The following is a 22,650-nucleotide window of genomic DNA, read 5'->3' as shown; positions in this document are numbered from 1 at the left end:
TTCTTGTCCCCCTCTCCTTGCAGGAGAGGGGCTAGGGGAGAGGTCTTTAAGATTATCCATTTAACATGAGCTTTTAAGAATTATGCAAGCAATTCAACCAATCCAAACCACAGCACAAACGACAAAGTCTGGGGAAAATCGCGAGCCATTTTTGACGATTGAAGGCGTCTCAAAGGTCTATCCCACCTCTCAGCCCGAAGGGTATACCGTTCTCAAAGATGTCAATCTCACGGTTTATGAAGGTGAATTTATCTGCTTAATCGGTCACTCTGGTTGCGGCAAATCCACCCTATTAAATATGGTATCAGGATTTTCCAAGCCCACCGATGGAGAAGTGCGATTGCAATCCAAACGTATTTCTGAGCCGGGTCCCGATCGCATGATGGTGTTTCAAAATTACGCCCTGCTGCCTTGGTTGACTTCCTTTGAGAATATCTATTTGGGTGTAGATTCTGTTTATCCCAATAAGTCAAAGGCAGAAAAAGATAAAATCGTGCGCGATCACTTGGCAATGGTGGGTCTGACCGAAGCGGCGGATAAAAATCCCACGCAACTGTCTGGCGGGATGAAACAAAGGGTGGCGATCGCCCGTGCCTTGGCAATTCGTCCGCAGGTACTCATCCTTGACGAACCTTTTGGCGCATTGGATGCGATCACCAAAGAAGAATTACAAGAAGAACTCCTTAAAATCTGGAACGACTACCGTTGTACCGTACTCATGATCACCCACGATATTGATGAGGCATTATTTCTCGCAGATCGGCTAGTCATGATGACCAATGGACCTGCGGCGAACATCGGTGAAGTCATGGATATCCACTTTCCCCGCCCGCGCAATCGCACCCGCATTATGGAGGATCCCGAATATTACGAATTGCGTAACTATGCTCTAGACTATCTCTATCGTCGTTTTGCCCACGATGATACTGAGTAAATTGACTAGAGATAAGCTCGATGGAACGCGATCCTAAACTAGCTTAGGATCGCGTAAGATTAATTTGGTGCGATCGCCACTTTCTCTAACATACTATGAGCATCACAATTCCCCTTAAAGCCATCGAGCTAATTCCCCAACTCGTGCAACAGGCAATCCATTTGGGAACTAGTCGCATGTTGGGATCGCTAACACAGATTGTAGGTAAAGCTTAATTTCTCACCATGTCAAGGGTATTTGCTCGACGTACTGCGGCGATCGCCACGATGCATGGCAAAGAAAGGGTAATTGCTCCGATTCTAGAGCAAGCATTTGGCATACAGTCGATCTTGCCGCAAAACTTTAATACGGATGCATTTGGGACATTCACCAGAGAGATTCAAAGAATGGGAACCCAAATCGCCGCCGCCAGACGTAAAGCCGAAGCAGTGTTAGAACTTACAGGAGAGACTTTATCGATCGCCAGTGAAGGTAGTTTCGCACCCCACCCTGCTTTCCCCGCGATCGCCTGCAATCGTGAAATTCTCCTATTGCTCGATCGAGCCAACGACTTAGAAATTATCGGCGAAGCCTTTTCTACAGACACGAACTTCAGCCATCAAAGTATAAGAAGCTGGCAAGAAGCGGAAAAATTCGCCCAGCAAGTCGGCTTCCCGTCCCATGGGTTGGTCGCGATCGGGAGCGATCGCAAAATCGCGAAGGGCATCACCACCCTAGAAGTACTCAGGGAAGTTGTAGAACAAAGTCTGCATGATTTCCCAAACGAACCCTTGCATCTGGAAACGGATATGCGCGCCCTTTACAATCCCACCCGAATGCTCAATATTGAGAAAGCCACTCGGAATCTAATCGAAAAGATGCAGAGCCTTTGCCCGCAATGTGACGCCCCTGGCTATGCGATCGCAGAATATAAAGCTGGTCTGCGTTGCCGTATTTGTGGCATTCCGACAAAACTCACCCGTGCTGCAATCTATCGGTGTCAACATTGTAATTTCAGCCAAGAGCTTCTTTTCCCTGACGGATTAAAAACAGCAGACCCACAATACTGCTCGTTCTGCAATCCATAAATTTTCTATTCATGATTGGGTTGCCATCGAATCCGATAACGCCCTAGCAACACTGGATTTTCTAGGGCTAGGACTAGGCTCATGCGTTATAGCCATGCGATCGTGGTTTACTTGATTTGGTACTCAAACACTCAATCTCATCAACACGAAAAAGACGAATGGCGGCACAACTACGAATTTACGTTCCACCCCATCCCCTGATTAAGCACTGGTTAGCAGTGACGCGGGATAAAAATACACCTGTTCCCCTATTTCGTACTGCCATTTGCGAACTGGGGCGTTGGCTTACCTATGAGGCGATTCGAGACTGGTTGCCTGTGTTAGAGGTGGGCATCGAGACACCGTTACAACCTGCAACGGGGCATATTATCGATCCTGCAACCCCGATCGCGATCGTGCCCATTTTACGGGCAGGTTTGGCATTGCTAGAGGGCTGTCAGCCACTTTTACCGACGGCAAGCGTCTATCATCTCGGCTTGGTGCGCAACGAAGAGACGCTTGAAGCCAGTTGCTATTTAAATCGTCTGCCCCAACAATTTGCTCCAGAGACAAAAATTTTAATTACCGAGCCCATGATGGCAACGGGAAACACGATCGTCTCGGTTCTAGAAATGTTGGTAGAACGAGGCGCTGACCCCAGTTCGATCAGGATTGTGAATGTAATCTGCGCCCCACCTGCACTGCAAAAGCTCAATCAAAAGTTTCCTAGCCTTCAAGTCTATGCTGCTGCCATTGATGAGGTGGTGGACGATCGAGGGTGGATCGTGCCTGGACTGGGTGATGCAGGCGATCGCGCCTTTGGCACTTGATCGAATCGTTATTTAGATAAATTCACGATGTCACTAACGGGTTTATCACAGGTTATTGGGCATATTCAAAGCCAAACGAATTGGCAGCAACGCAATCAGTTTCTGCAAATTTTGCAAACTTGGTCAGAAATTGTCGGCGATTCGGTTGCCAGCCAAACTCGTCCCACTGGCGTTTATCAGCAGGTATTGCAGGTAGCCGTGTCTAGCTCTGTATGGTCGCAGGCTCTGTCTTTTGAGCGGGTCAGAATCTTGACAAAGCTCAACGCACAACTGGCGATCGCGCCTGCGATCGCCGATATTCACTTTTCTACTGCCAAGTGGGCATCTAAGCCGAAACAGCCACTACGCCCAGATCTCACAGAGCAACTCAAACAGCATCCCAGTTACCTCTCTGTTGCAACTACGCAAACTGCCCCGCAAACTGCCCCAGTAAAGCCGCCGCAAGATGCCCTAGAGGCGTTTGACCGATGGTCAGCCCTAATCAAACAGCGATCGTCGGAACTCCCGAAATGCGATCGCTGTGGTTGTCCTAGCCCGCAGGGGGAAATCGCCCGCTGGCAGATGTGCCGTGCCTGCGCTAGTCAGTATTTATTTAGGCAGTGACCAACTGTTTTTGTAAAGCCGTGCGAATGCGAGCTTGGACGGAGATGTCGCTTTCTCGAACTTGCGCCACCTTCAAGATGTTAAAGACGTTTATGCCACTGTTACTGGCGGCGATCGCATCTAAAGCAACAACGGCAGCATAGCGCATCGACCAGTCGCGATCGTCAAGCAGAAAGCGGAGGGTACGCAGGACGCGATCTTGGGCAACACCTATCGCCTCTCGACTCCAATGCAAGTCTTGTTCTAGATCTTGGGTGAGCCAATGCCAGCGAACATTGCCTAGACCCTTGATCGCTGCACGCCGCACGCTAGCCGTAAAGTCAGTCTCTGCACATTCGAACAGGATATCTAGCGATCGCGGATCGCCGATCGCCGCTAAAGCCCGAACGATGTAAATTCGCGCTTCATAGTTTTCTTCGTCGATCGCTGCCATTAAAGGCTCAACAGCGCTACGCCCAATGCTGACAAGCCCGCGCATAGCGATGCTAGCAGCGGCTAGATTTTCATAGCCTAAAATCGCAATAAGGCTAGGTACTGCCAACGCTGAGTGGCTATCTGCCAGGGTTTGAGCTGCATGAATCAGCTCCGTTGGCGTAGGGGTTTGCTCTACTGCTTCAATTAAAGAATCAATGGTGTTCATTGAAATTTTTTTGATTGCTAGTGTTTTATAAATTTTTGTTCTTAAAGTAGATCGTCCATATACAACATTATCTGCTGTAAGGGCTCTGTGAGACTCAGATCGAATTGTGCTTTGGGTAGGTGCATGTCAAGAATACTCTTGAGCGCAAACAGTTTAAAGCCATGTTCAGCTTGACACTGAGCGATCGCTTCTACTGCTGGCAAGTAGCCAATTTCACCAAGATCTGTCAGCACTGCCTGACGAAGATTAATGTCAGGATTGTCCAACCCTTTCACTAGTAATTCGGCATATTCAGATGCCCCAGTTAAACCATACATTGCCCTGGCGGCAGCAAAACGAATCCGAGGTAAACGATGCTGAAGGTATGGCTCAACCGCAGTCTGACTAGAAACTGCTTTTAGCCTTCCGAGTGCTTCTAAAATTGCTTCGTAGGGCTGCTCTAGTTTGACACTATCGATCACCTTACTTTGTAGTAAGCGCGTCAAAGTAGCCGTACAAACCTGGGCAGCATTAAAACTTTCGGGCGAACTCGCAGCGATCGCTTCAATCGCTTGCGCTGCAGCTTCTCGCACGTAAAAGTCTTCGCAATTTAATGACTTTAATAGAGCGGGTATGGCACTAGGGTTTCCCAGTTTGCCAAGGGCTCTAGCCGCAATTCGTCTCAGGGGATATCCACCTAAGTCCGTGCGATCGTCATTGTCCTCTAAGGCAACGATCAAGGCATCTACAGCTTCATGTACGCGCATTTTACCAAGCCACCAAGCTGCGTAGTACCTTTGACTTAAATCGGTCGATCGCAAACTCGCGATCGCCGACTCAGGGGTAAGGGCTACGGCGGATTGTTGAGATTGATCTTCGGACATAGTACTAGGAGTAGCTGCCTAAGCTTTTGCTAGATTGCAGTAGGTCTACCTTGCCAATTTAGTTTCTCAAACGTACCATGCGCTAGATATCTTCATTAATCTTGTTAAAGTTGCGATCTTTGCTGAGGATCTCAGAACTATAGAAATCGCCCCATAGGAAATGTAAAGTTGAGATTAGAGATGCCCATAAGTAGCCGTACCTCAACTTCAAACGGAAAGATTGAGATCCCCGACTTTTTCTATGAGATCGGAAGGGATTTGCAAATTTACATAAAAAGTCGGGGATCTGGATATACATTGGGATTTTGTTGAGGTTTAGCGATCGCCCTTAATTTCCTGAAACCTAAAACAGCGACTATATCAAACTCGTCTCAAGCTCGATCTCTGAAAACCTAATCTCAACCTTCTGCTCGAGAGCGCTAGCAATTTTCTGTAACATTGACAGCGAATGTCTATCATAATCAGCATCCTCAAGCCTAGCGATCGATCAAGCTCAAGTCTGAAGATTCAACCAATCGTATGACTTTGTGACCGTTGAGGTTCCCCCGAAGGGCTTGTTCCACCACACATTCACATCAAAGAAGAAGAAAGCTACTATATCTTAGATGGAGTATTGACAATGCAAATGGGTGGAGAGTCATTAACAGTTCGGGCTGGCGACTTCGTTCATATCCCCGCAGTCACAGTACATGGCTATGCGAATACATCCGATCGTCCTACGCGATTTTTGGCATGGGCAATTGGAGGTGCGATCGACGAATTCTTTATCGAAATGAGCGAGAAAATTCGACAATTACCAGACGATTTGCCCAAACTGACTGAGATCCTCGATCGCCACGGTATTCAAATGGCTGCACCCGATTAGTCACTGGAAAAAGCCTATCCTAGCCCTTATTGATTGTAGTGCGAAAAGTATTTGCGGCTTCTAGTCTCGAGGTTTGTGCCATTAACACGCAGCGAGTTAGTAAGGCGATATCTAAGCCTGCAAGCTCTGGAATTTCACTACGAGCAATTAATTCGTAGTTGCGATCGCGGAGGCAATAGAGGTTAAACATGCCATCCTGCCAAAACCAGACTTCAGGGATACCTAACGCCTGATAGCGTTGCAATTTTTTAGGACTGCCGCTCGTAAACACAACTTCAATTACCAGATCGGGGGTGGGTTTAGATGTGCCAAATATGACATGAAGCCAAACAAGCGATCGCTAGCCCTTATTGCCAGACGATGCCTGCATAGCAACTTCCAAGGGCTGTTCTAAGGTCTGTTGCTCCGCTTCCCAACGGCTGAGAATAATCGCATTCACACTATTGCCAATTACGTTAATCACTGTCTTAAAGCCATCGGTGAGGCGATCGATACCTGCCACGACTGCGATTCCTTCTAAAGGTAGCCCTGATGCCGATAGAACCGTTGCCATCGTGATCAAAGCCGAGCCTGGAACACCAGGGGTGCTAAAGGAAACCAATAAGCTACTCACACCAATCGCCATCAAGAGGGAGGGTGTCAATGGAATTTGATAAATTTGGGCGATAAAAATAGCATTAAACCCCTGTAAAATCGCTGCACCATCGCGTTTGAGCGCTGTACCCAATGGAATCGCAAAACTGGCAATTTCTTCGCGCAAACCATAATTCTCTTGAATGTCCTGCAATAAAACGGGCAGGACGGCATTGGAACTTGCCGTTCCAAATCCCAAAATCATGGCTTGAGAAAGGCTGCGAAAGAACTTGATAGGATCGGCTTTTAGAATAAAGAGAACAATGATATAAAACACAGTCATGATGCTCGTCGCCATCAGCAAGCCCAAAACATAGAATAGCAATCTCGCTACCAGCGCTAATCCCTGCGTGGCAATCACCGAACTAATCAGCGCAAACACGCCAAAGGGAGCCACATACAAAATCACCGATAAAATCTTCTCGCTGATATGGTAGATACTCTCGATAAAATCCATAAATGGCTTTGACTTCTCATGGGCAAGTTGGATACCTATACCAAATAAGAACGCCGAAAAAATGATTTGTAACAGATTCCCTTGACTGAGAGCCTCTAACGGGTTCACTGGAATCAGGCTGACCAACCAACTCACCAAAGAAGGTGCTTGCACCAATGCAGAATCCCCTGACAGCGTAAATCCCGTCACACCAACCCCAGGCTGCAAAACCAAAGCAGTCGTGATTCCCAAGCAAAGTGAAACAAAACTTGTAAGCACATAACTGGTCATTAACTTAGCAGCATACCTTCCCACCTGCCCTGCACCTTGAATTCGGGTTAAGCCCAAAAGTAGCGATGAAAATACAATGGGAACGACCACAAATTGAATGAGTCGCAAAAAACCTGCGCCGACAGGTGCTAAAACATATCCATCGATGAGGGCAATACTCTCAGGGAAACTCGTATTTAGTAGCGTTCCAAATGCAATGCCCACGCCAAGGGCAACCAAGATAAATGTCGATAGATTCATGACAGAGGGGTAGTGCTAGTGATTCATAATGGGGTTGTTGCCGTTTCTAGGATTTTGACGCGCGATCGCTACTCCAGCCAACTCAGGGTTAAATCTGAATGACGAACGATTTTCGGGTAAAATGTTGATATTAGGTGCATTGACTCAACTTTGTCGTCCTTAAAGATCATGCTTAAACAAGAATTAACAATAAATCGCCTGCTTTTTAGCATCGCGATCGCCTTGGTATGTTTTCCTACTACAATTGCAGCACAAAACGTTACAACCATAACTCAAAGTACTGATTCCCAGACAAATAAGCAATTGTCGGTTACACAGACTGAAATAACGCAAAATGTGACTTCCACATCCCAGTTTCGCGATGTTAATCCTACGGATTGGGCATTTCCCGCATTGCAATCCCTCGTAGAACGCTATGGATGCATTGCAGGATATCCAGACGGGACATTTCGCGGCAACCAAGCGATGACTCGCTATGAGTTTGTGGCAGGCATGAGCAATTGCTTAGATAAGTTGAATGAGAAATTTTCGGAACAACTCGATCGCAAGGCAAGTAAAGAGGAACTGCAAAGGCTACAAACGGAACTCTCCAAACAAAGTCAAGAACTAGCAGCCTTGGCTGATTCGGTCAAACATTACTACGTAATCGTGCCTTCCACCTCTGAATCTTTATTAGAGAAAGCCAGAGAAATCGTTCCCACCGCCAAAATTAGCTCGTCCAGATTGGGGAAATATATCGAGATTCAAGGCTTTAACAAACGCAGTAGTGCCGAAGCCCTCAATACCATGGTGCGATCGCGTGGGTTTGATTCTAGAGTGATTTACGAAAATTAGCCACAGGTAGCAAGTTCATCCCATTAATCTACGTTGCATAGATTTTGTGCGGTGGCTGCGATCGCGATCGCATAAAATTGCCCCAACGATCGCAGGAGAGAAATTGAACCTTAAGACAGGGTGGCTATGTCTAAAGGGGGGTAATCGTAAATTACTCACCGAGGAATACTATGAAAGCCTTAACACTTGCTCTAATTGCGACAACCGCCCTAGGAACCGCTCTCTACAGTCCTACCTCTGCCTCTGCGGGGGAAGTGGCAAACCGTTTAGAGCGCCAACAAGAACGTATCTACAAGGGCGTGCAACAGGGGCAAATCAGCCCTGCTGAATATCAAAATCTGCAAAGGAGAGAGGCAAGCATCAACACCCAGCGCCAAAATGCCCTGAGTGACGGACATTTATCTGCTCAAGAATATCGTCAACTCAATCGCCGAGAAGATCGCGTGTCTCGTTCAATCTATCGCGATCGTCATGACTAATATCATTTTCAAACAAGTTGCGGTGCAGCTTGTTTGAAAGACCGCGTGTAGCAAGGATCTCAAATCTAGATCTGTTGCCAATTTCAAGTGAATTGGCATAACAATCACTAGCAATCTATCTCGACAACAAACATCTCCCCTTCATGTGGGAGATGTTGTGCGTGGAAATAATTGCGGAACTTTTGATCGCGATCTCAACTTTCAATACTTAGGAAAAGTACTACCACAATTACGTAAGGATCTTGAATAAAGTCTCGGGCATAGCGATCGCGCATATACCTCATTCTTCTCTCATCAAAATTGCGACAAGGATGCGCATCAGATCGTCTAGATCGGTTGGAACTCGATAGAGCATCAAGTCTTGTAGGATTTCTTTTTTGTGACGATCTAATATCGCAAGCTGCCAAACCTTACCAATAGAGACGGCTCCATAGATGTACTGGCGATTGTCTTCTAACATCTGTTCTACCGCAATTAGCTCCACAGCTAATTGCTTAAAACCACGCTCAAGGTTCTCATCTTTCGCTTCAATCACTAGTAATTGGTTGTGAGATTCAATAAAATAATCTAGTTCACCTCGCAATTGACTGGATGCGTTGAGGGGATAGAGTACCCTCAGTTCTGCTTGCGTATAGTCAATTAAATCCATTAACACAGGAGCAATTAAAAACTCTCTTCTTGCCGTTTCATTATCGAAAGTTATGAGAGGCAAACTCTTTTTTAGCCGCTTTTGCAGATTTTCTAGGTCATCTAAGACCATTGTACTTTTGGGTAAGGTTAACTCCTCTGACCTAAATGAATAGCCAAAGTGTCTCAAAATATCTCTTGGATAGTAATTGAGCTTAAAATAATCTGAGAAAGTCAAAGAATCAGGAATGTTAATTAACATCGCTATAATTTCCCCTCAATGATGTAGATAGAATTTTAGCTACCCTGATTTGGTAGGGTTTAAGGTATTTAAACCCTTATCGTTGAACTTCTAGGATTTACCCATCTTCCGTTTTAATCGTTCTAATTCTTCATCCATTTCCCATTGTTTGAACTTATTATCTAGGTCATCGAATGAGTTAGCCGATGATTGTGGCGTGTAGAGGTTTTCCCAGTTAAAGACTGGATTTGTTTGGGGCTGTTTTGGTGCGTTTTTTGCCGCCTTCGTCGCTTCTGCAATTTTTGCCTGTACTTCTTTACGCCGTACCTGAATTTGCGATTGCAACTCTAATGTCTGAGCGCGCCGCTGTTTTACCAGTTCCATTTGCGCCCACACTTGGTTACCCTGACGCAGGAAAGCTGCCTCACGCTCTTTGGCTCCATTTGCCAAGTCTTTTCTCCCTGCGGCTTCGGCTTTAAGCGCCCTGCCATGCCATAGCTTAATCTCTTCAGCGATCGCTAAGATTTGGTCTTGATGTCCTTTTTCCTGTACTTCAAAGCCAACGATCAATTTTGCTACTTCCTCAGCCTGTCCGCGTAGCTGATCCTCAAGGACTTGCAATTCCATCTGAGGATTACTGCGAATGTATTCTTCAAGTCGCGTTTCCAAAAAACGGGAGATATCCTCAATTAGCCCCATTGTGAGTCCTCAACTTGAGCTTAACATTTATCATTCTACCGAAGAAAACTCTTGCTTTCGTGCATTTCAAAATAAGTGTGTAGCCTTCGGAATAAAAGTTGGTACAAATTCAAGAGATCGCGACCCGAATGCTTTGCTGCTGCTGGCGTTTCTACCTAAAATTTCTACCTAGAATTTCTGACCGATGAAAATATTCTTTGTATCTTGACCGCGTCTGAGCGTGACTTCTTGTTGGCTAATGCGGCTTAGCGTCCAGCCACTATTTCCAACTTGTTTGCCTAGGCTAACTGTTTGCATAGAACCATTGACATCAAACATAGCACTAGAGCGTTCGCCCAAATCAAGCAACCCGATCAGCGTATAGGTTGGGGCTGAACTAGTAGGCGTAGCTGTGATGGATTGTGGATTAGAAGGCGTAACCTCGATCGCACTACCATTGGTTGAAGAAACAGGTGGCAGAGCCACTGGGTTGTTGTTACCATTCAGTGCTGGAGGTTGATACACAGGAATATATAACGGTGGAACGCTAGTACCTACAATAGGTGGCGATGCCATTTGCATTTGTCCGTTATTAGACCCACTGTTCGCGATCGGTAAGGTCGATACAATCGGAGAATTTGTACCTGGCATCATAGGTATGCCATTTGTATTGGTTGCAGTTCTACTTTTGTCGGTAACATTGGCAAGCGATCGCTTAATTTCTTCGGCAAACTGTTGCTTTTCGGGGCTAAGCTGACCGTTGTTATTTACCGTGCTAACTTTCGGGGCATTGCGATCGAATAAACCGTGATTCGCTGACCACATTACAGCGGCTAAAAGTGCTGAACCACATGCACTGACAAGTAGGAGGCGATCGAGCAGGCTGCTGCGTTTTGATTCTGTGTAATCGATCGGTGGCTCAAAGTTACTCGCGGGTGGGTTGGGGTCTCGGGTTACATAAGGCTCAATCCAGAGAATATCTTGGCGAGAAACGGGAGGCAAATCGACATCGGCAAGCTCAATTCTGGTGAGACTAACCGTATCTTTGGACGTTTCTACTTGATGGGTAATAGCCCGATCGCTTGGCGTATAGTGATGCGAAGATGAAGCATCTGTAGATACTGGGGTAGAGGATTGGTGCGCGGCTGAGCGAGTTGCGTTGGTATGGGTAGGTGTATAGGGCAAGATCTGATTGATTGACTTTTTATCAGTACGTTTATCAGTACGTTTTTTGATAGCACCAACATGGAGCGTATTCTCTACATCACCAAACAGATCGTCCATCAGATCGTCGGCATGATCTGAGAAAGCATCTACCTCATGGGTTGTGAAATATCGATCGTTATTGTGATTTTGTGTGTTTTGTAGCATACGAGACTCACCTATTAACTCCTCAAACCAACATCCAAGCTTTCCTATACCCAGAGCGTCAGACTGTCAGAGTTCCCTTTTGTCTATTTCAAACAACATCCCCGATCTGACCACAAGTGGCAATACAAGCACTAGCTTCACAATTACGTTTACCCCAAACACTGCTTGGAGCAAAATAATACTGGCTAGTAATACCATAGATTGCAAAGAAACACCATAGGTTGTAGCGAAATTTGCAGATTTATAAACTTACAGAGAGACGCAAGCGATCGCTTGCGTCTCTCTGTAGATCGGAAGATTCGGAGTATAAAGATCGGAAAGTCAATCTAAAAACTCTATAAAAAAGCTACTTAAAAACTTGTAAGTCTAGATTCTCACTAGATCTGGATAAACGGTAAGCACTTCATCAGAGGTAAGCGTATAGTCGGTTGACTGAGGCTCCCATAGCACTTCGATCGCTAATAATTGATCTTGGGTGACTGAGCCAAGAGCTGACAAGGTTTGCTTGAGTTGTTCTGAAGAACGAATCTCAGGTAATTTGCCCAAGGTATCGCCTGCCACAGCCGCCATCAGAGTAATTACAATATATTCGCTGGGATCTTCAAGGCTCAGATCGCCACTAGAGGGTAAAGTTCCTGCTGCTTTGGAGCTTTGCAAAATCCGCCCGTTTTTGTTTGATAAAACTTCGGCATTGAGCTTGCTGCGCTCAGACATCACCAATCCGTTAAATTTTTGCTCGGCTAGGGCAAATTTGGTAGTTTCCTTAGCTGAGGAAACGTAAACCCAATATTCAGGGTGACGTACCAAAGACAAAACCGTTTCTTTTAAAATCAGCGATAAACCTTCAGAAGACGAGGTGTCTGAGTCCATCGCTAAACGGGTAAGATCGTTTTGGAGTTCGCGGGCAGAAGCTAACAAACCGACTTGAATTTTGGCAACCGTAACTTTGCTGTCCATACCAGTGATACCTTCAGCATCAGAGTCGCCAGCGCCACGAAATGTTTGTAAAACCGCACCAGCTACTGCAGCAAGGATCAAAAAGGTGAAAATGCTGCCACCACCACCGCCACCAAAAAAGAAAGGTAAGAAGAAGAATCCGCCACCATTGGTGAACCCTCCACTGGTATAGCCGCCACCTCTAGAAGGACTAACAGGCACAGAACGAGTAGGCGCTCTAAACGAACCGCCACCAATTCTGCCACCACCACGTCTGGCTAATGCTTCATGGGCATTCCCAAATACGATTGCCACGACCAAAACAAAAACTAAGAGCGATCGCACCCAAGGCATGATTTTTTTCATAAAAATTTTTACGATCCTCAACGTTATAAAAATCTATTAACCCTAATCTAACTCAATACTTTGAGTTAAATCTATTTTACCCAAGCCAAATCAGGCTTTGGGAAGCATAAACCTATCTTAAGGTCGATCTAAATTCCCCATAGAAATTCCAAGTTGTTTTACAAAATCTTTTGGAGCGGCACCACCCTGTGCCTGCTCCTCGGCTTGAAGTATTCTCTGAGATATTACGAAATTAATTTTCGTAGTTGCGTCTGGCTCTTGCAGCTTCGGCTCTTAGGGCATCTAAACGTTTTTCAAGCGCTGTGCGTTCTCTACCCTTACTGGCTTCGCTGAGCAAAATTTTGAGGGCACTGCCTAAACTTTTGTAAGCCGCAGGCATGGCATAGCCGTTGCGCATTGCCAGCTTGATCGCGCCTTGGTCAGCCTCAATTAAATGTCGAATATCTTTTTTGCTACTGCCGCGCCGCCAGAGTTGAAACCCTGCAACACCACAAATGCCCAAAGCCAGCATAAACAGCAGACCATTTTGCACCCACAATTCACCGACTGCGCCGCCTAGACCAACTGCTAGAGCAGCAACCTCCCAACCATCTTTGGGAACCGTATCATTTTGTACGCGTGCCACTTCGTGCCAGAATAGCAAATTGCGCTGATCTTGAGCGAGTTGCTCCCAGCGCAACATATCGATTAAGATCACCACCTCGTCGCCCCCTGCTTCTTCGCAGGCAATCAAGGGTGGGCGCACACCGTCAGCATTGATTATTTTCACCCACGCTTGCAGTTCTGGTGGCAGCAGATCCTGAAGTCGTCTTGATTCAGTCTTAGTAAAGGTATTTCTGAGAGAAGAACTAGGGGATGGCATGAACTTTTAAGCAGAGATTTACATAGCAATAGAAACAATAAGAACTCTGACAGGGTCTGCTTCTATAGCTTTAGGTCAACTTACCCCATGAGTTTAGCATTTTCTTTGACTATCTATAATTGTCGATAAGGATTAGCGATCTATTTTTCGTACATCTACTGTGAATTTATTTAATCACCAACTGAAAAAATTGAAATCTATGCTTTCTTTTGTGAGCCGATGCTTGGCGATCGCGCTGACCATCATTCTCCTGAGCAATACGCCTCTACCCCTTTTAAGTAATTTATCCTTTTTTAATCGCCAAGAGGCAGATGCTGTTCCAACGAAAGCGTCCCCGACCGCTTATACTGCACCAACTACGGCATCAACCGCCTTAACCGATCGGGTAGAAAAAACTTTGCTAAGTAATGGCTTAACTGTTTTAACCAAAGAAATTCATACGGCTCCTGTGGTCAGCGTCCAGGTTTGGTACCGCGTTGGCTCGCGCAATGAAAGACCAGGAATCACGGGCATCTCGCACCAACTCGAACACTTGATGTTTAAAGGGACAAAGGATCGCCCGCTTCAATTTGGCAGATTATTTAGTGCTTTAGGCAGCAGTTCTAATGCTTTTACCAGCTATGACATGACGGCTTACTTTGGCACGGTTGGCAGCGAAAAACTCGATGCCCTTTTAGAGCTAGAAGCCGATCGCATGGTCAACACGCTCGCAGGAGTCGAAGAACTTAAAACCGAGAGAACTGTAGTGCTGTCAGAACTTGATGGCGGCAATAACAACCCCAGTTCGCGTTTGTATAAATCGTTAATGGCAGTGGCTTTTCCAACTAGTTCCTATGGTTGGCCCGTGATTGGCTATCGCCCTGATGTGGAAACATTCACCGTTGAGGATGTACAAACTTACTATCGCACCCACTATCGTCCAGAGAATGCCACGCTTGTAGTAGTTGGCAACTTTGATACAAAAGCCACCCTTGCCAAGATCGAGAAGATTTTTGGCAAAATTTCTGCCCCACCAAAACCTGTGGCAAAAGCTGCGCCGACTATCCAAAACATAAAATCACCCCAGCAAAATCCGATCGTGCTGCGCGAGCCAGGCAGTGTAGCATTTCTGCAATCGGTCTACCCCACATTGCCCTCGATTACCCACCCTGATGTGCCAGCGATCGATGTGATGGATTCTGTCTTAACATCGGGACGTGGTTCGCGGCTCTATCAAGCTCTCGTGCAGACTGGTTTAGCCAGCAGTGTCAGTGGCAATGCATCGACCATGATCGACCCAGGGTGGTACATGTTTGGGGCGACACCCGCTCAGGGCAAAACCCTCCCCGAGATCGATAAGTTATTGCTTGCCGAAGTTGCAAAATTGCAGTCAGAGGGAATTACTGAAGCTGAGCTCGATCGCGCCAAAGTCCAAATTCGGGCTAACTATATTTTGGGAAATCGCGATATTAGCTCTCAGGCGCTTCAGTTAGGCTACAACCAGATCGTCGCAGGTGACTATCGGTTTAGCGATCGCTATTTGACGAATATTGGCAAGGTGACCACCGCTGACGTGCAGCGTGTTGCCAGACAATATCTCAATCCCGACAAGCGCATTTTGGGCTTTTTTGAGCCTACCGTAATTACCGGTCAAGGCGGATCGACGACGGTCAATCCCACCCATTCTGAAGCCTTTAGCCCCGGAAAGCCCGTTGACCCATCTGAGGTAAAACGTTTTTTACCTGAAAGCGCTCTTGCGAACAAGATCGATGTCCCTAATCCTGTCAAACCGATTAAATTTGTGTTGCCCAATGGCCTAAACCTCTTGCTCATTCAAGACAAGAGTAGTCCTTCGATCACGATTGAGGGACGGGTCGAAGCAGGCTCAGGGTTTGACACCGAAGCGAAAGCGGGACTTGCCTCTCTAACCGCCCAAAACTTGATGAATGGGACTAAGACCCAAGATGCCGATGCGATCGCCGCTGTTTTAGAAGATCGCGGGGCAAAACTAGGATTCTCGGCGGGACGTGAAGGCGTAAATATTGGGGCATCGGCGTTATCTAGCGATCTGCCTATCGTGGTCAAACAGTTGGCAGATGTCTTGCAAAACCCTGTATTTCCAGCCAAGGAGTTCGATCTCAATCTCCAACGCAATCTCGTGGCTTTAAAGTCTGAGTTAGATACGCCCGGTAGCTTAGCGCGGCGCGAATTTCAACAAAAGCTTTATCCCAAGGGGCATCCTTTCCACAATATGCGTACGGAAGCAACCCTCAAAGCAATTACGCGGGAAGATTTGGTGAAGTTCCATCAAACCTATTTCCGACCCGACTCGACTACACTCGTACTGATGGGAAATTTTGATCCCACAGCTCTAAAAAGCCTACTTACCGCAGAACTAGGTAATTGGAAAGCCACGGGTACAGCGCCCGTTTTGCAGTACCCACCCGTTGCGAATCCCACCGAATTAACGGAAAAAGAATTGACGCTATCGGGTAAAACCCAAGCGGTAACGCTGATGGGGCATCCCAGTATTTCGCGCTTCGATCGCCGCTACTATGAGGCAATCTTACTCAATCAGGTACTCGGTGGCGATACGCTCTCTAGTCGCTTAGGCACAGAAATTCGCGATCGGGCAGGGCTGACCTATGGCATTTACAGCTATTTCCAAGTTGGCAAAGCCCCAGGTGCGTTTATCATCCAACTCCAAACCAATGGCAAGGATACGCAAAAAGCGATCGAAAAGACTTTGGCTGTATTTAGAGAGGTTCGCGATCGCGGCATCACCCAAGCGGAACTCGATGCTGCAAAAAACAGTCTGATCAATAGCTTCCCCGTCAATCTGGCTGAGCCCGATAATATTGCGGAAGCCGTTTTGAGCGATGAAACCTATGGATTCCCCATGGGTAGTTTTTACGAATTTCCTAGTAAAGTTCGCGCTATCTCTCTAGATGCCGTCAACCAAACTGCGAAGGATCTTCTTTTGCCTGATAATTTACTGATTGTGACGGTTAAACCCGCAGAAGCCAAGCAGTAAATTCCTTCTTACGAAAAAGAGGGGTAACTTACAAGTTACCCCTCTTTTTTTGCTTTTTGATGAAAATCTTGCGAATTCTAAGCTGCCCAGGCGATTTCGCTATTAGTAGGCTTGCTGACACTCTCCTGCTTAATTGCTTCGGGATTGGCAATCCGAAGTTCCACACATGGGATCGAATCGGCATGGATCGAACTCATGGCGATCCCCTCATGCACCTCTAGTAGGGCATCAATCGGTGCTTGAAAATCGATCTGGTGGTTTGGCATCACAGTACGCTCAATCGTGTGTTGTAAATATCCTGAGTTAAGCGTCGAGCTAGAACGCGAAACCCGAATAATTTGCACTGATTCCCCACTGTTACGATAGCGGCAATTCACGATTAGTTTTTTGTACAACTCATGCTGTGTGCTTACCATAGATCTAAACCTAAATATTAAAGTAAAAGCTTTGCTGTTGCATGATCCCAAGCTATCACTTTCATCCAATCAAGGAGTGATCTAAGACACACATTTATAATTTTTTAATCTTTTTTACTCTCGTTCGGCATCAACCGCAGCCTGTTCGCGTTTGAACATATATCGAGTTAAGTCAATGAATACATCGCGTCTGAGATAGGGGTAGTCGCTAATCCAGATATTTAATTTGGGAATAAAGGCATCGGTCGTGACTTTACTGATGCGACTAAAACTGCGATCGTTAGAAAACAACAACATACAGACAACCTGCTTGGGGGCAATGCGTTTATATTCGCGTCGCATAGGTACGCGGATGGTGGTGATAAACCCCGTGCGATCGCCTAGCTCCACATTAAAAAAACTTTCGGTGTTATAGCTGACATCAAGCCGCCCGCGATTATCCACAGTTTCTTGTTTTGACAGCACCTCTTCCGACAAATAAACATCTAAAACCTGTGCTTGCCAAAAACCGCAGTTTGCAAATCTTCGCAATTTGGCATTGCGCCCCACAGCAATCAAAACTGGCTCTAACATCCAGTACATACCGCCTAAAGCCGCACAAACAAACACCATCAAAGCGACAAAACTGTTGGGGCTATTGTCATTGACGCGGTTGTAGATCAGCGTAAACACAACCAACAACGCTACCGATATGAGAATGCGCCGAAATAAATCCTGTCCGTTTCCCCAATAGTATTGATATTGATCAGCAGTAGGTACGGCGGGGATCAGTTCGTCAAATTTCTTGCGCTTGAGTGGAGTAATCATTCGCTACGTAAAACGTTAATAAGCAGAACTTACAAAGGGATGCTGAAGTTGGGTAAAATGTAAACGCCCAAAAGCTTGAATGAAAGCCCCTTCTAGTCATTTGCAAAACAGTAGAAAAGTTGCTCTCATCTTTGCGAAAGCCCTAAGTATTGAATGCGGACTGGGGCATATTGACTCTAGGGTATGTGTCAACCTCGCAACCATACTATAGCGAAATTTTCGATCGCCCTGTTTGGCGATCGCCTAAAGACAAGCACATACGATTCATGCCTTTGAACAAACTAGGATTGAGCATCGTACCAGCAAGGATTCATAGGGGTTAGGAACATGGTCAGTGAAGGGCAGGCAAATCATCTCTGGGCGACAAAAGCTAAATTTTGCCAGTTACAAGCCCAACTCCGCGATCGCTGGCAGACGATCGAACAATTCGATCTGAGCGATTATGACATTCTGGTCGTGCCTTCGCTAAGCCTCGATCAATCCGAACTCTTAAAGGTTGCAGGCAGCCACCACTACGAGGAACGTCTGCTATTTTCCCTGATTCGCCTGCGTAATCCCCGCACCCGTTTGGTCTATGTCACATCCCAACCTCTAGCGCCCATCATCATTGACTATTACCTGCAATTGTTACCGGGCATTCCCTTTTCCCATGCCCGCGAGCGACTGGTGCTGCTTTCTACCTACGATGCGTCGCACGTCCCCTTAACCCAAAAGATTCTAGAGCGACCGCGCCTGATCGATCGCATCCGCAAGGCGTTGCGACCGCAGAAAGCCTACATGATTTGTTTTAATTCCACACCCCTAGAACGGGAATTATCTGTGGAGTTAGGCATTCCCCTATGGGCGCTCAACCCCGATCTATTGCACCTCGGCACCAAGAGTGGCAGTCGTAGCATTTTTGCGGAAACGCAGGTTCCCCATCCCGATGGCAGTCCGTTGGTACATAGCCCCCATGACTTAGCCGAGGAAGCTGCGGCACTGTGGGATCGGCAGCCACAACTCAAGCGCATGGTCGTCAAATTGAACGAAGGATTTTCTGGCGAAGGGAACGCCATCTTAGAATTAGCGCCAATCCTTACTGTGGAATCGCCCCAACGTGCAGCCGCGATCGCTAATTGTTTCCCACAGATGCGCTTTCAATCGCTATCTGAAACTTGGACGAATTTTGCCAAGCGCCTTCCCGATTTGGGCGCGATTGTCGAAGCATTTATCGAGGGCGAAGAAAAGCGATCGCCCAGCGTCCAAGGCAGAATTGCCCCTACAGGCGAGGTGGAAATTCTCTCTACCCACGATCAAATTTTGGGTGGGCCAGATGCACAGGTTTACTTGGGGTGCAGTTTCCCCGCCGATGCCAGCTATCGTTTGCAGTTACAGGAATTTGGCATGCGTATCGGCAAAACCCTCGCGGCTAAGGGCGTCTTAGAAAGGTTTGGCGTTGATTTTGTCGCGGTGCGGCAGCAGGATAGTAGCTGGGATTTACAGGCGATCGAAATTAATCTGCGTAAAGGGGGCACGACGCACCCATTGATGACTCTCCGCTTCCTGACCAACGGGCAATTTAATCTCGGCGATGGTCTGTTTTACAGCCAGCACGGACGGGAGAAATATTATATTGCCACCGATACTTTGCAAAAGGGGCAATACAACGGTCTACTTCCCCACGATCTGATGGATATCATCGCGCACCATCGCCTGCACTTTGATAGCAGCACAGAAACCGGCACGGTTTTTCATCTCATTAGTTGCTTGTCAGAATTTGGCAAGTTGGGGTTGACTAGTATCGGCAATTCTCCGCAGGAGGCCCAAGACATCTACGATCGCGTTGTGGAGGTATTGGATCGAGAAACCCTTGCAGTACCTAATGCCGATGCATCCTGTAGCGAGTTTAAGGATTAATTCTATGCCGCGAGTTCGTCCGCACCCCAAACGCAGGCAACTAATTGGGGGAATTGTCTTTCTGGGGATTCTAGTCATTGCGATCGCGGCTTTAATTGGCTGGCAATATAGCGCCCGTAATTATCTGCGCAAACAGCCACAAATTGATATTTCTGTCCTAGAATGGAGCATCCACGAACTCACGAACCTAGAGAGGCGATCGCAGGGCATTTCTGAGTTACAGTTTGACGATCGCCTTGCCGAGGTTGCCCGCACCCACAGTCAGGATATGGCAAACAGAGGCTTTTACCAACACATTAATCTTAATGGCGAAGATCCCACCGCTAGGGGAGAAAAGTTAGGCTACCGATGCGTAAAACAGTATGCCACCCACTACACCGAGGGACTTTCGGAAAATCTGATGCATACCTACCTCTACAATTCTGTACTAGAGCGAGGGGGGATTACGCTCGGCTACGATTGGCGCACGTTAGAGGAAATCGCAAAAATCAGCGTTGATGGTTGGATGAATAGCCCCGGTCATCGCAGTACCCTATTAACCGTCACCTACGATCGCGAAGGCATTGGCGTAGTAATTTCTCGCGATCGGGAAGTTTTTGTGACTCAAAATTTCTGCTAACGTCGAACGAATCAATGGCGGGATCTCCTAAAAGCTTTTGTATTGTCTGCCGATCGAATAATGCCTTATCGCTGACAATAGGAACCCTCTTTTGCAAGTCTTGCAACTCAGTGGGTAGAACTATCTTTTCCTTCTCTTTGTTGGTGGATATAAGCTTGAAAATCTTGCATTGTCAAACGATCTAGCACTTGATAGCGATCGCGTGTATAGTCGCCCTCGCCCACATCGAACTGCTGCAAAAATCTAATCATTCCCGCAACACCTAAACCACAAATAAAACGACGTTTTCCCATCCCTAGCATGGCTGGCAAAGTGAAGATTTTAGGTGATATCGTGAGTCCCATTGTCGATGAAGAAGACTGGGAATGAAAGTTATCTGATGTAACTTAAGGAAACAACAGGAAAATTGCGATCGCCATATCAGATGATTGTTCGAGAGCTTCTAACTTTAAAGCTTTTGCTATAATCACTGGTAATTACACGGCTTGGGATGTAAATCATGAGTATTGCGCTAAAAATTGAGCAAGAGCAGTTTATTCAAAAAAAGCTCAAGACTGGTAAATATAGCTCTACAGATGAAGTGCTTTTTGAAGCATTTCGTTTACTTGAGGAAAGAGACAAGCATTACGAGCAATGGCTTCAAGCTACTCGTCAAAAGGTAGCAGATGGTTTAGAGCAACTAGATCGCGGTGAAGGGCTGGATAGTGACACTGTGATGGCAAGATTGAAAGAACGAGTTCGTACGTAATACTCGTGAGAATAATCAATGACACGCTACATTATTTCTCCATTAGTCAAGTCGCGATTTGGATAATATATTTGATTATTTTGCTGAATTTAGTACTGATGCTGGCGAACGATTTATTGAGGATTTCAACAAGAAGGTACTGGTTCCGCCGAATTGGATAAATCCCTCAAAATGCCTACAGCGCAACGATTATAGCCGTTTTAGAGACAGATCGCCAAAATCCTTATTCTGAAGGGGGTTCATCGATTTTTCCCACTACACGGAACCAGTGCCGAAGAAAATAAACTACCAGCGACCCCAATTAAAAGACGATCACTATCAAAAGCGATCGCAGGCAAAGGTAGAACATTAGGCGATATCGTCACCCCATCGTCGATGAAGAGGATTGGGAATGTCTGAAATGGTAGTTCTCGATAAAGGAATATCTAAATATGTTATTACAACGCATCACAATTGACTGGAATATTTGCCATGGCAAGCCCTGTATCAGAGGTTTGCGCTATCCTGTCGAGATGATACTAGAACTCCTCAGTTCAGGTATGACCACCGAGGAAATTCTTGAAGACTATGACGATCTAGAGCGAGATGATATTTTTGCAGCTCTAGCCTATGCCACTAAACTAACCCAAGTAAAGAGCATCTACAAAGTTCTTATATGAAATTTCTCATTGATGCTCAATTACCTGTCCGTTTATCCAATCTTTTAAAATCAATGGGACATGACGCAATTCACACAAAGGAATTAGCCCTAAAAAATGCTACCCCAGACACAGAAATCAATGCTATTTCACTACGCGAACAGAGAATTGTTATTACCAAAGATTCAGATTTTTGGGATTCTTTTTATGTTAGGCAAGAACCTTACAAACTTTTGCTAGTGACAACAGGCAACATCAGCAACAAAGAATTGGAATCATTATTTGCTAAAAATTTCAATCAGCTAGTCCATTTACTAGAGCAACATTCTTTGATTGAAATGTCACGAGATTCAGTCATAGTACATCAGTAAGACGAATATATAGTAATAGGAAAAAAGCGATCGCTTGTATTCTTCAATCCCTCAAAAAAAGAAGCCCCCCTTTCGGAGAGCTTCTTTTTTTCTAATCAGAGACTAGACTATCGAATGAATTAACCGTTGATCGCAGGAGCAGTTAGAGCCACAGGAGCAACATCAACAGCAGCCAAGTCGAGAGGGAAGTTGTGTGCATTTCTTTCGTGCATGACTTCCATACCCAAGTTAGCGCGGTTGATTACGTCTGCCCAGCTAGGAACGACGCGTCCTTGGCTATCTTGGATCGATTGGTTGAAGTTGAAGCCATTCAGGTTGAATGCCATGGTGCTGACGCCCAAGGATGTAAACCAGATGCCGACGACTG

25 protein-coding genes and 2 pseudogenes are annotated in these 22,650 nt (G+C 46.2%); 13 read left to right on the top strand and 14 right to left on the bottom strand.

Annotation, left to right across the window (positions count from 1 at the left end; translation table 11 throughout):
- The first annotated feature begins 82 nt into the window (after window positions 1-82).
- From ACP2WE_RS18340 to ACP2WE_RS18325, 4 genes are all read left to right on the top strand, one after another.
- The gene (locus tag ACP2WE_RS18340; RefSeq protein ID WP_425216993.1) at window positions 83-934 is read left to right on the top strand and encodes a nitrate ABC transporter ATP-binding protein; all 852 of its coding nucleotides are present in this window, start codon (window positions 83-85) and stop codon (window positions 932-934) included.
- A 224-nt stretch (window positions 935-1,158) separates the two neighbouring features.
- Entirely contained in the window at window positions 1,159-2,001 is an 843-nt protein-coding gene (locus ACP2WE_RS18335) for a DUF6671 family protein (protein ID WP_425216992.1), read from the top strand.
- A 158-nt stretch (window positions 2,002-2,159) separates the two neighbouring features.
- Window positions 2,160-2,810 carry a uracil phosphoribosyltransferase gene (upp, locus tag ACP2WE_RS18330; protein WP_425216991.1) on the top strand — a complete coding sequence of 217 codons (651 nt, stop codon included), beginning with the start codon at window positions 2,160-2,162 and terminating at the stop codon, window positions 2,808-2,810.
- A 27-nt stretch (window positions 2,811-2,837) separates the two neighbouring features.
- Window positions 2,838-3,413 (top strand): DciA family protein, encoded by a 576-nt coding sequence (locus tag ACP2WE_RS18325; protein WP_425216990.1) that lies wholly within the window; start codon window positions 2,838-2,840, stop codon window positions 3,411-3,413.
- Here the strand turns inward: ACP2WE_RS18325 and ACP2WE_RS18320 are convergent.
- Entirely contained in the window at window positions 3,403-4,086 is a 684-nt protein-coding gene (locus ACP2WE_RS18320; RefSeq protein WP_503473945.1) for a HEAT repeat domain-containing protein, read from the bottom strand. The two genes, ACP2WE_RS18325 and ACP2WE_RS18320, sit on opposite strands and share 11 nt — an antisense overlap.
- 8 nt (window positions 4,087-4,094) lie before the next feature.
- Window positions 4,095-4,916: a HEAT repeat domain-containing protein gene (locus ACP2WE_RS18315; protein ID WP_425216988.1), complete on the bottom strand. Its 822-nt coding sequence runs from the start codon at window positions 4,914-4,916 to the stop codon at window positions 4,095-4,097.
- A 568-nt stretch (window positions 4,917-5,484) separates the two neighbouring features.
- Here ACP2WE_RS18315 and ACP2WE_RS18310 point away from each other — a divergent pair.
- Window positions 5,485-5,781, top strand: a complete 297-nt coding sequence (locus ACP2WE_RS18310; protein ID WP_425217061.1) for a cupin domain-containing protein — start codon at window positions 5,485-5,487, stop codon at window positions 5,779-5,781.
- Window positions 5,782-5,800: 19 nt separating this feature from the next.
- Here the strand turns inward: ACP2WE_RS18310 and ACP2WE_RS18305 are convergent.
- Both ACP2WE_RS18305 and ACP2WE_RS18300 read right to left on the bottom strand, forming a co-directional pair.
- Window positions 5,801-6,094 (bottom strand): annotated as a pseudogene (locus ACP2WE_RS18305) (Uma2 family endonuclease); the annotation flags it as partial.
- Window positions 6,095-6,121: 27 nt separating this feature from the next.
- Window positions 6,122-7,381, bottom strand: a complete 1,260-nt coding sequence (locus ACP2WE_RS18300; protein WP_425216987.1) for a dicarboxylate/amino acid:cation symporter — start codon at window positions 7,379-7,381, stop codon at window positions 6,122-6,124.
- Between the two features lie 168 nt (window positions 7,382-7,549).
- Here ACP2WE_RS18300 and ACP2WE_RS18295 point away from each other — a divergent pair, with 168 nt between their 5' ends.
- Complete coding sequence (locus ACP2WE_RS18295; RefSeq protein ID WP_425216986.1) at window positions 7,550-8,215, top strand: iron uptake porin; 666 nt, start codon at window positions 7,550-7,552, stop codon at window positions 8,213-8,215.
- A gap of 15 nt (window positions 8,216-8,230) precedes the next feature.
- On the opposite strand, the gene ACP2WE_RS18290 is transcribed toward ACP2WE_RS18295, so the two are convergent.
- On the bottom strand, window positions 8,231-8,374 hold the full coding sequence (locus ACP2WE_RS18290; RefSeq protein WP_425216985.1) for a hypothetical protein: 144 nt from the start codon (window positions 8,372-8,374) through the stop codon (window positions 8,231-8,233).
- An 11-nt stretch (window positions 8,375-8,385) separates the two neighbouring features.
- On the opposite strand from ACP2WE_RS18290, the gene ACP2WE_RS18285 reads away from it, so the two are divergent.
- Window positions 8,386-8,694: a hypothetical protein gene (locus ACP2WE_RS18285; protein WP_425216984.1), complete on the top strand. Its 309-nt coding sequence runs from the start codon at window positions 8,386-8,388 to the stop codon at window positions 8,692-8,694.
- Between the two features lie 280 nt (window positions 8,695-8,974).
- On the opposite strand, the gene ACP2WE_RS18280 is transcribed toward ACP2WE_RS18285, so the two are convergent.
- From ACP2WE_RS18280 to ACP2WE_RS18260, 5 genes are all read right to left on the bottom strand, one after another.
- Window positions 8,975-9,583, bottom strand: a complete 609-nt coding sequence (locus ACP2WE_RS18280; protein ID WP_425216983.1) for a hypothetical protein — start codon at window positions 9,581-9,583, stop codon at window positions 8,975-8,977.
- A 90-nt stretch (window positions 9,584-9,673) separates the two neighbouring features.
- Window positions 9,674-10,261: a TIGR04376 family protein gene (locus ACP2WE_RS18275; RefSeq protein WP_425216982.1), complete on the bottom strand. Its 588-nt coding sequence runs from the start codon at window positions 10,259-10,261 to the stop codon at window positions 9,674-9,676.
- Between the two features lie 168 nt (window positions 10,262-10,429).
- Entirely contained in the window at window positions 10,430-11,611 is a 1,182-nt protein-coding gene (locus ACP2WE_RS18270) for a hypothetical protein (RefSeq protein WP_425216981.1), read from the bottom strand.
- Between the two features lie 366 nt (window positions 11,612-11,977).
- Entirely contained in the window at window positions 11,978-12,913 is a 936-nt protein-coding gene (locus tag ACP2WE_RS18265; RefSeq protein WP_425216980.1) for a DUF1517 domain-containing protein, read from the bottom strand.
- 232 nt (window positions 12,914-13,145) lie between these two features.
- Complete coding sequence (locus ACP2WE_RS18260; protein WP_425216979.1) at window positions 13,146-13,775, bottom strand: DUF3318 domain-containing protein; 630 nt, start codon at window positions 13,773-13,775, stop codon at window positions 13,146-13,148.
- Window positions 13,776-13,974: 199 nt separating this feature from the next.
- On the opposite strand from ACP2WE_RS18260, the gene ACP2WE_RS18255 reads away from it, so the two are divergent.
- Entirely contained in the window at window positions 13,975-16,788 is a 2,814-nt protein-coding gene (locus tag ACP2WE_RS18255; protein ID WP_425216978.1) for a M16 family metallopeptidase, read from the top strand.
- A 77-nt stretch (window positions 16,789-16,865) separates the two neighbouring features.
- Here ACP2WE_RS18255 and ACP2WE_RS18250 read toward each other — a convergent pair whose 3' ends face one another.
- Window positions 16,866-17,204, bottom strand: a complete 339-nt coding sequence (locus tag ACP2WE_RS18250) for a DUF1830 domain-containing protein (protein ID WP_425216977.1) — start codon at window positions 17,202-17,204, stop codon at window positions 16,866-16,868.
- A 114-nt stretch (window positions 17,205-17,318) separates the two neighbouring features.
- Entirely contained in the window at window positions 17,319-18,011 is a 693-nt protein-coding gene (locus ACP2WE_RS18245; protein WP_425216976.1) for a DUF8619 family protein, read from the bottom strand.
- Between the two features lie 327 nt (window positions 18,012-18,338).
- Here ACP2WE_RS18245 and ACP2WE_RS18240 point away from each other — a divergent pair, with 327 nt between their 5' ends.
- On the top strand, window positions 18,339-19,907 hold the full coding sequence (locus ACP2WE_RS18240) for a peptide ligase PGM1-related protein (RefSeq protein ID WP_425216975.1): 1,569 nt from the start codon (window positions 18,339-18,341) through the stop codon (window positions 19,905-19,907).
- Window positions 19,908-19,911: 4 nt separating this feature from the next.
- On the top strand, window positions 19,912-20,526 hold the full coding sequence (locus ACP2WE_RS18235) for a CAP domain-containing protein (protein WP_425216974.1): 615 nt from the start codon (window positions 19,912-19,914) through the stop codon (window positions 20,524-20,526).
- Between the two features lie 107 nt (window positions 20,527-20,633).
- Here ACP2WE_RS18235 and ACP2WE_RS18230 read toward each other — a convergent pair whose 3' ends face one another.
- Window positions 20,634-20,819, bottom strand: coding sequence for a hypothetical protein (locus ACP2WE_RS18230; RefSeq protein WP_425217060.1), 186 nt, complete (start codon window positions 20,817-20,819; stop codon window positions 20,634-20,636).
- Window positions 20,820-21,025: 206 nt separating this feature from the next.
- On the opposite strand from ACP2WE_RS18230, the gene ACP2WE_RS18225 reads away from it, so the two are divergent.
- The 3 genes from ACP2WE_RS18225 (at window position 21,026) to ACP2WE_RS18215 (ending at window position 22,283) form a co-directional block, all read left to right on the top strand.
- A complete protein-coding gene (locus tag ACP2WE_RS18225) occupies window positions 21,026-21,274 on the top strand; it encodes a ribbon-helix-helix domain-containing protein (RefSeq protein ID WP_425216973.1) in 249 nt (82 codons plus the stop codon).
- A gap of 431 nt (window positions 21,275-21,705) precedes the next feature.
- Window positions 21,706-21,933: a DUF433 domain-containing protein gene (locus tag ACP2WE_RS18220; protein WP_425216972.1), complete on the top strand. Its 228-nt coding sequence runs from the start codon at window positions 21,706-21,708 to the stop codon at window positions 21,931-21,933.
- Window positions 21,930-22,283: a DUF5615 family PIN-like protein gene (locus tag ACP2WE_RS18215; protein ID WP_425216971.1), complete on the top strand. Its 354-nt coding sequence runs from the start codon at window positions 21,930-21,932 to the stop codon at window positions 22,281-22,283. The genes ACP2WE_RS18220 and ACP2WE_RS18215 overlap by 4 nt, the downstream gene beginning before the upstream one ends.
- A gap of 119 nt (window positions 22,284-22,402) precedes the next feature.
- On the opposite strand, the pseudogene ACP2WE_RS18210 reads toward ACP2WE_RS18215, so the two are convergent.
- Window positions 22,403-22,650 (bottom strand): annotated as a pseudogene (locus tag ACP2WE_RS18210) (photosystem II q(b) protein); the annotation flags it as partial.

Origin of the sequence: Tumidithrix helvetica PCC 7403 (assembly GCF_965232925.1) — a bacterium.
GTDB lineage: Bacteria > Cyanobacteriota > Cyanobacteriia > Pseudanabaenales > Pseudanabaenaceae > Tumidithrix > Tumidithrix helvetica.
This window is presented reverse-complemented; position numbering and strand designations above follow the sequence as displayed.

Bases quoted from the DNA above. Each gene is read 5' to 3' on its own strand.
- ACP2WE_RS18250 (WP_425216977.1), bottom strand. From the start codon at position 17,204: ATGGTAAGCACACAGCATGAGTTGTACAAAAAACTAATCGTGAATTGC.
- ACP2WE_RS18295 (WP_425216986.1), top strand. From the start codon at position 7,550: ATGCTTAAACAAGAATTAACAATAAATCGCCTGCTTTTTAGCATCGCG.
- ACP2WE_RS18245 (WP_425216976.1), bottom strand. From the start codon at position 18,011: ATGATTACTCCACTCAAGCGCAAGAAATTTGACGAACTGATCCCCGCC.
- ACP2WE_RS18240 (WP_425216975.1), top strand. From the start codon at position 18,339: ATGGTCAGTGAAGGGCAGGCAAATCATCTCTGGGCGACAAAAGCTAAA.
- ACP2WE_RS18235 (WP_425216974.1), top strand. From the start codon at position 19,912: ATGCCGCGAGTTCGTCCGCACCCCAAACGCAGGCAACTAATTGGGGGA.
- ACP2WE_RS18325 (WP_425216990.1), top strand. From the start codon at position 2,838: ATGTCACTAACGGGTTTATCACAGGTTATTGGGCATATTCAAAGCCAA.
- ACP2WE_RS18220 (WP_425216972.1), top strand. From the start codon at position 21,706: ATGTTATTACAACGCATCACAATTGACTGGAATATTTGCCATGGCAAG.
- ACP2WE_RS18285 (WP_425216984.1), top strand. From the start codon at position 8,386: ATGAAAGCCTTAACACTTGCTCTAATTGCGACAACCGCCCTAGGAACC.
- ACP2WE_RS18255 (WP_425216978.1), top strand. From the start codon at position 13,975: ATGCTTTCTTTTGTGAGCCGATGCTTGGCGATCGCGCTGACCATCATT.
- ACP2WE_RS18315 (WP_425216988.1), bottom strand. From the start codon at position 4,916: ATGTCCGAAGATCAATCTCAACAATCCGCCGTAGCCCTTACCCCTGAG.
- upp (WP_425216991.1), top strand. From the start codon at position 2,160: ATGGCGGCACAACTACGAATTTACGTTCCACCCCATCCCCTGATTAAG.
- ACP2WE_RS18230 (WP_425217060.1), bottom strand. From the start codon at position 20,819: ATGGGAAAACGTCGTTTTATTTGTGGTTTAGGTGTTGCGGGAATGATT.
- ACP2WE_RS18280 (WP_425216983.1), bottom strand. From the start codon at position 9,583: ATGTTAATTAACATTCCTGATTCTTTGACTTTCTCAGATTATTTTAAG.
- ACP2WE_RS18265 (WP_425216980.1), bottom strand. From the start codon at position 12,913: ATGAAAAAAATCATGCCTTGGGTGCGATCGCTCTTAGTTTTTGTTTTG.
- ACP2WE_RS18275 (WP_425216982.1), bottom strand. From the start codon at position 10,261: ATGGGGCTAATTGAGGATATCTCCCGTTTTTTGGAAACGCGACTTGAA.
- ACP2WE_RS18215 (WP_425216971.1), top strand. From the start codon at position 21,930: ATGAAATTTCTCATTGATGCTCAATTACCTGTCCGTTTATCCAATCTT.
- ACP2WE_RS18260 (WP_425216979.1), bottom strand. From the start codon at position 13,775: ATGCCATCCCCTAGTTCTTCTCTCAGAAATACCTTTACTAAGACTGAA.
- ACP2WE_RS18270 (WP_425216981.1), bottom strand. From the start codon at position 11,611: ATGCTACAAAACACACAAAATCACAATAACGATCGATATTTCACAACC.
- ACP2WE_RS18335 (WP_425216992.1), top strand. From the start codon at position 1,159: ATGTCAAGGGTATTTGCTCGACGTACTGCGGCGATCGCCACGATGCAT.
- ACP2WE_RS18225 (WP_425216973.1), top strand. From the start codon at position 21,026: ATGAGTATTGCGCTAAAAATTGAGCAAGAGCAGTTTATTCAAAAAAAG.
- ACP2WE_RS18300 (WP_425216987.1), bottom strand. From the start codon at position 7,381: ATGAATCTATCGACATTTATCTTGGTTGCCCTTGGCGTGGGCATTGCA.
- ACP2WE_RS18340 (WP_425216993.1), top strand. From the start codon at position 83: ATGCAAGCAATTCAACCAATCCAAACCACAGCACAAACGACAAAGTCT.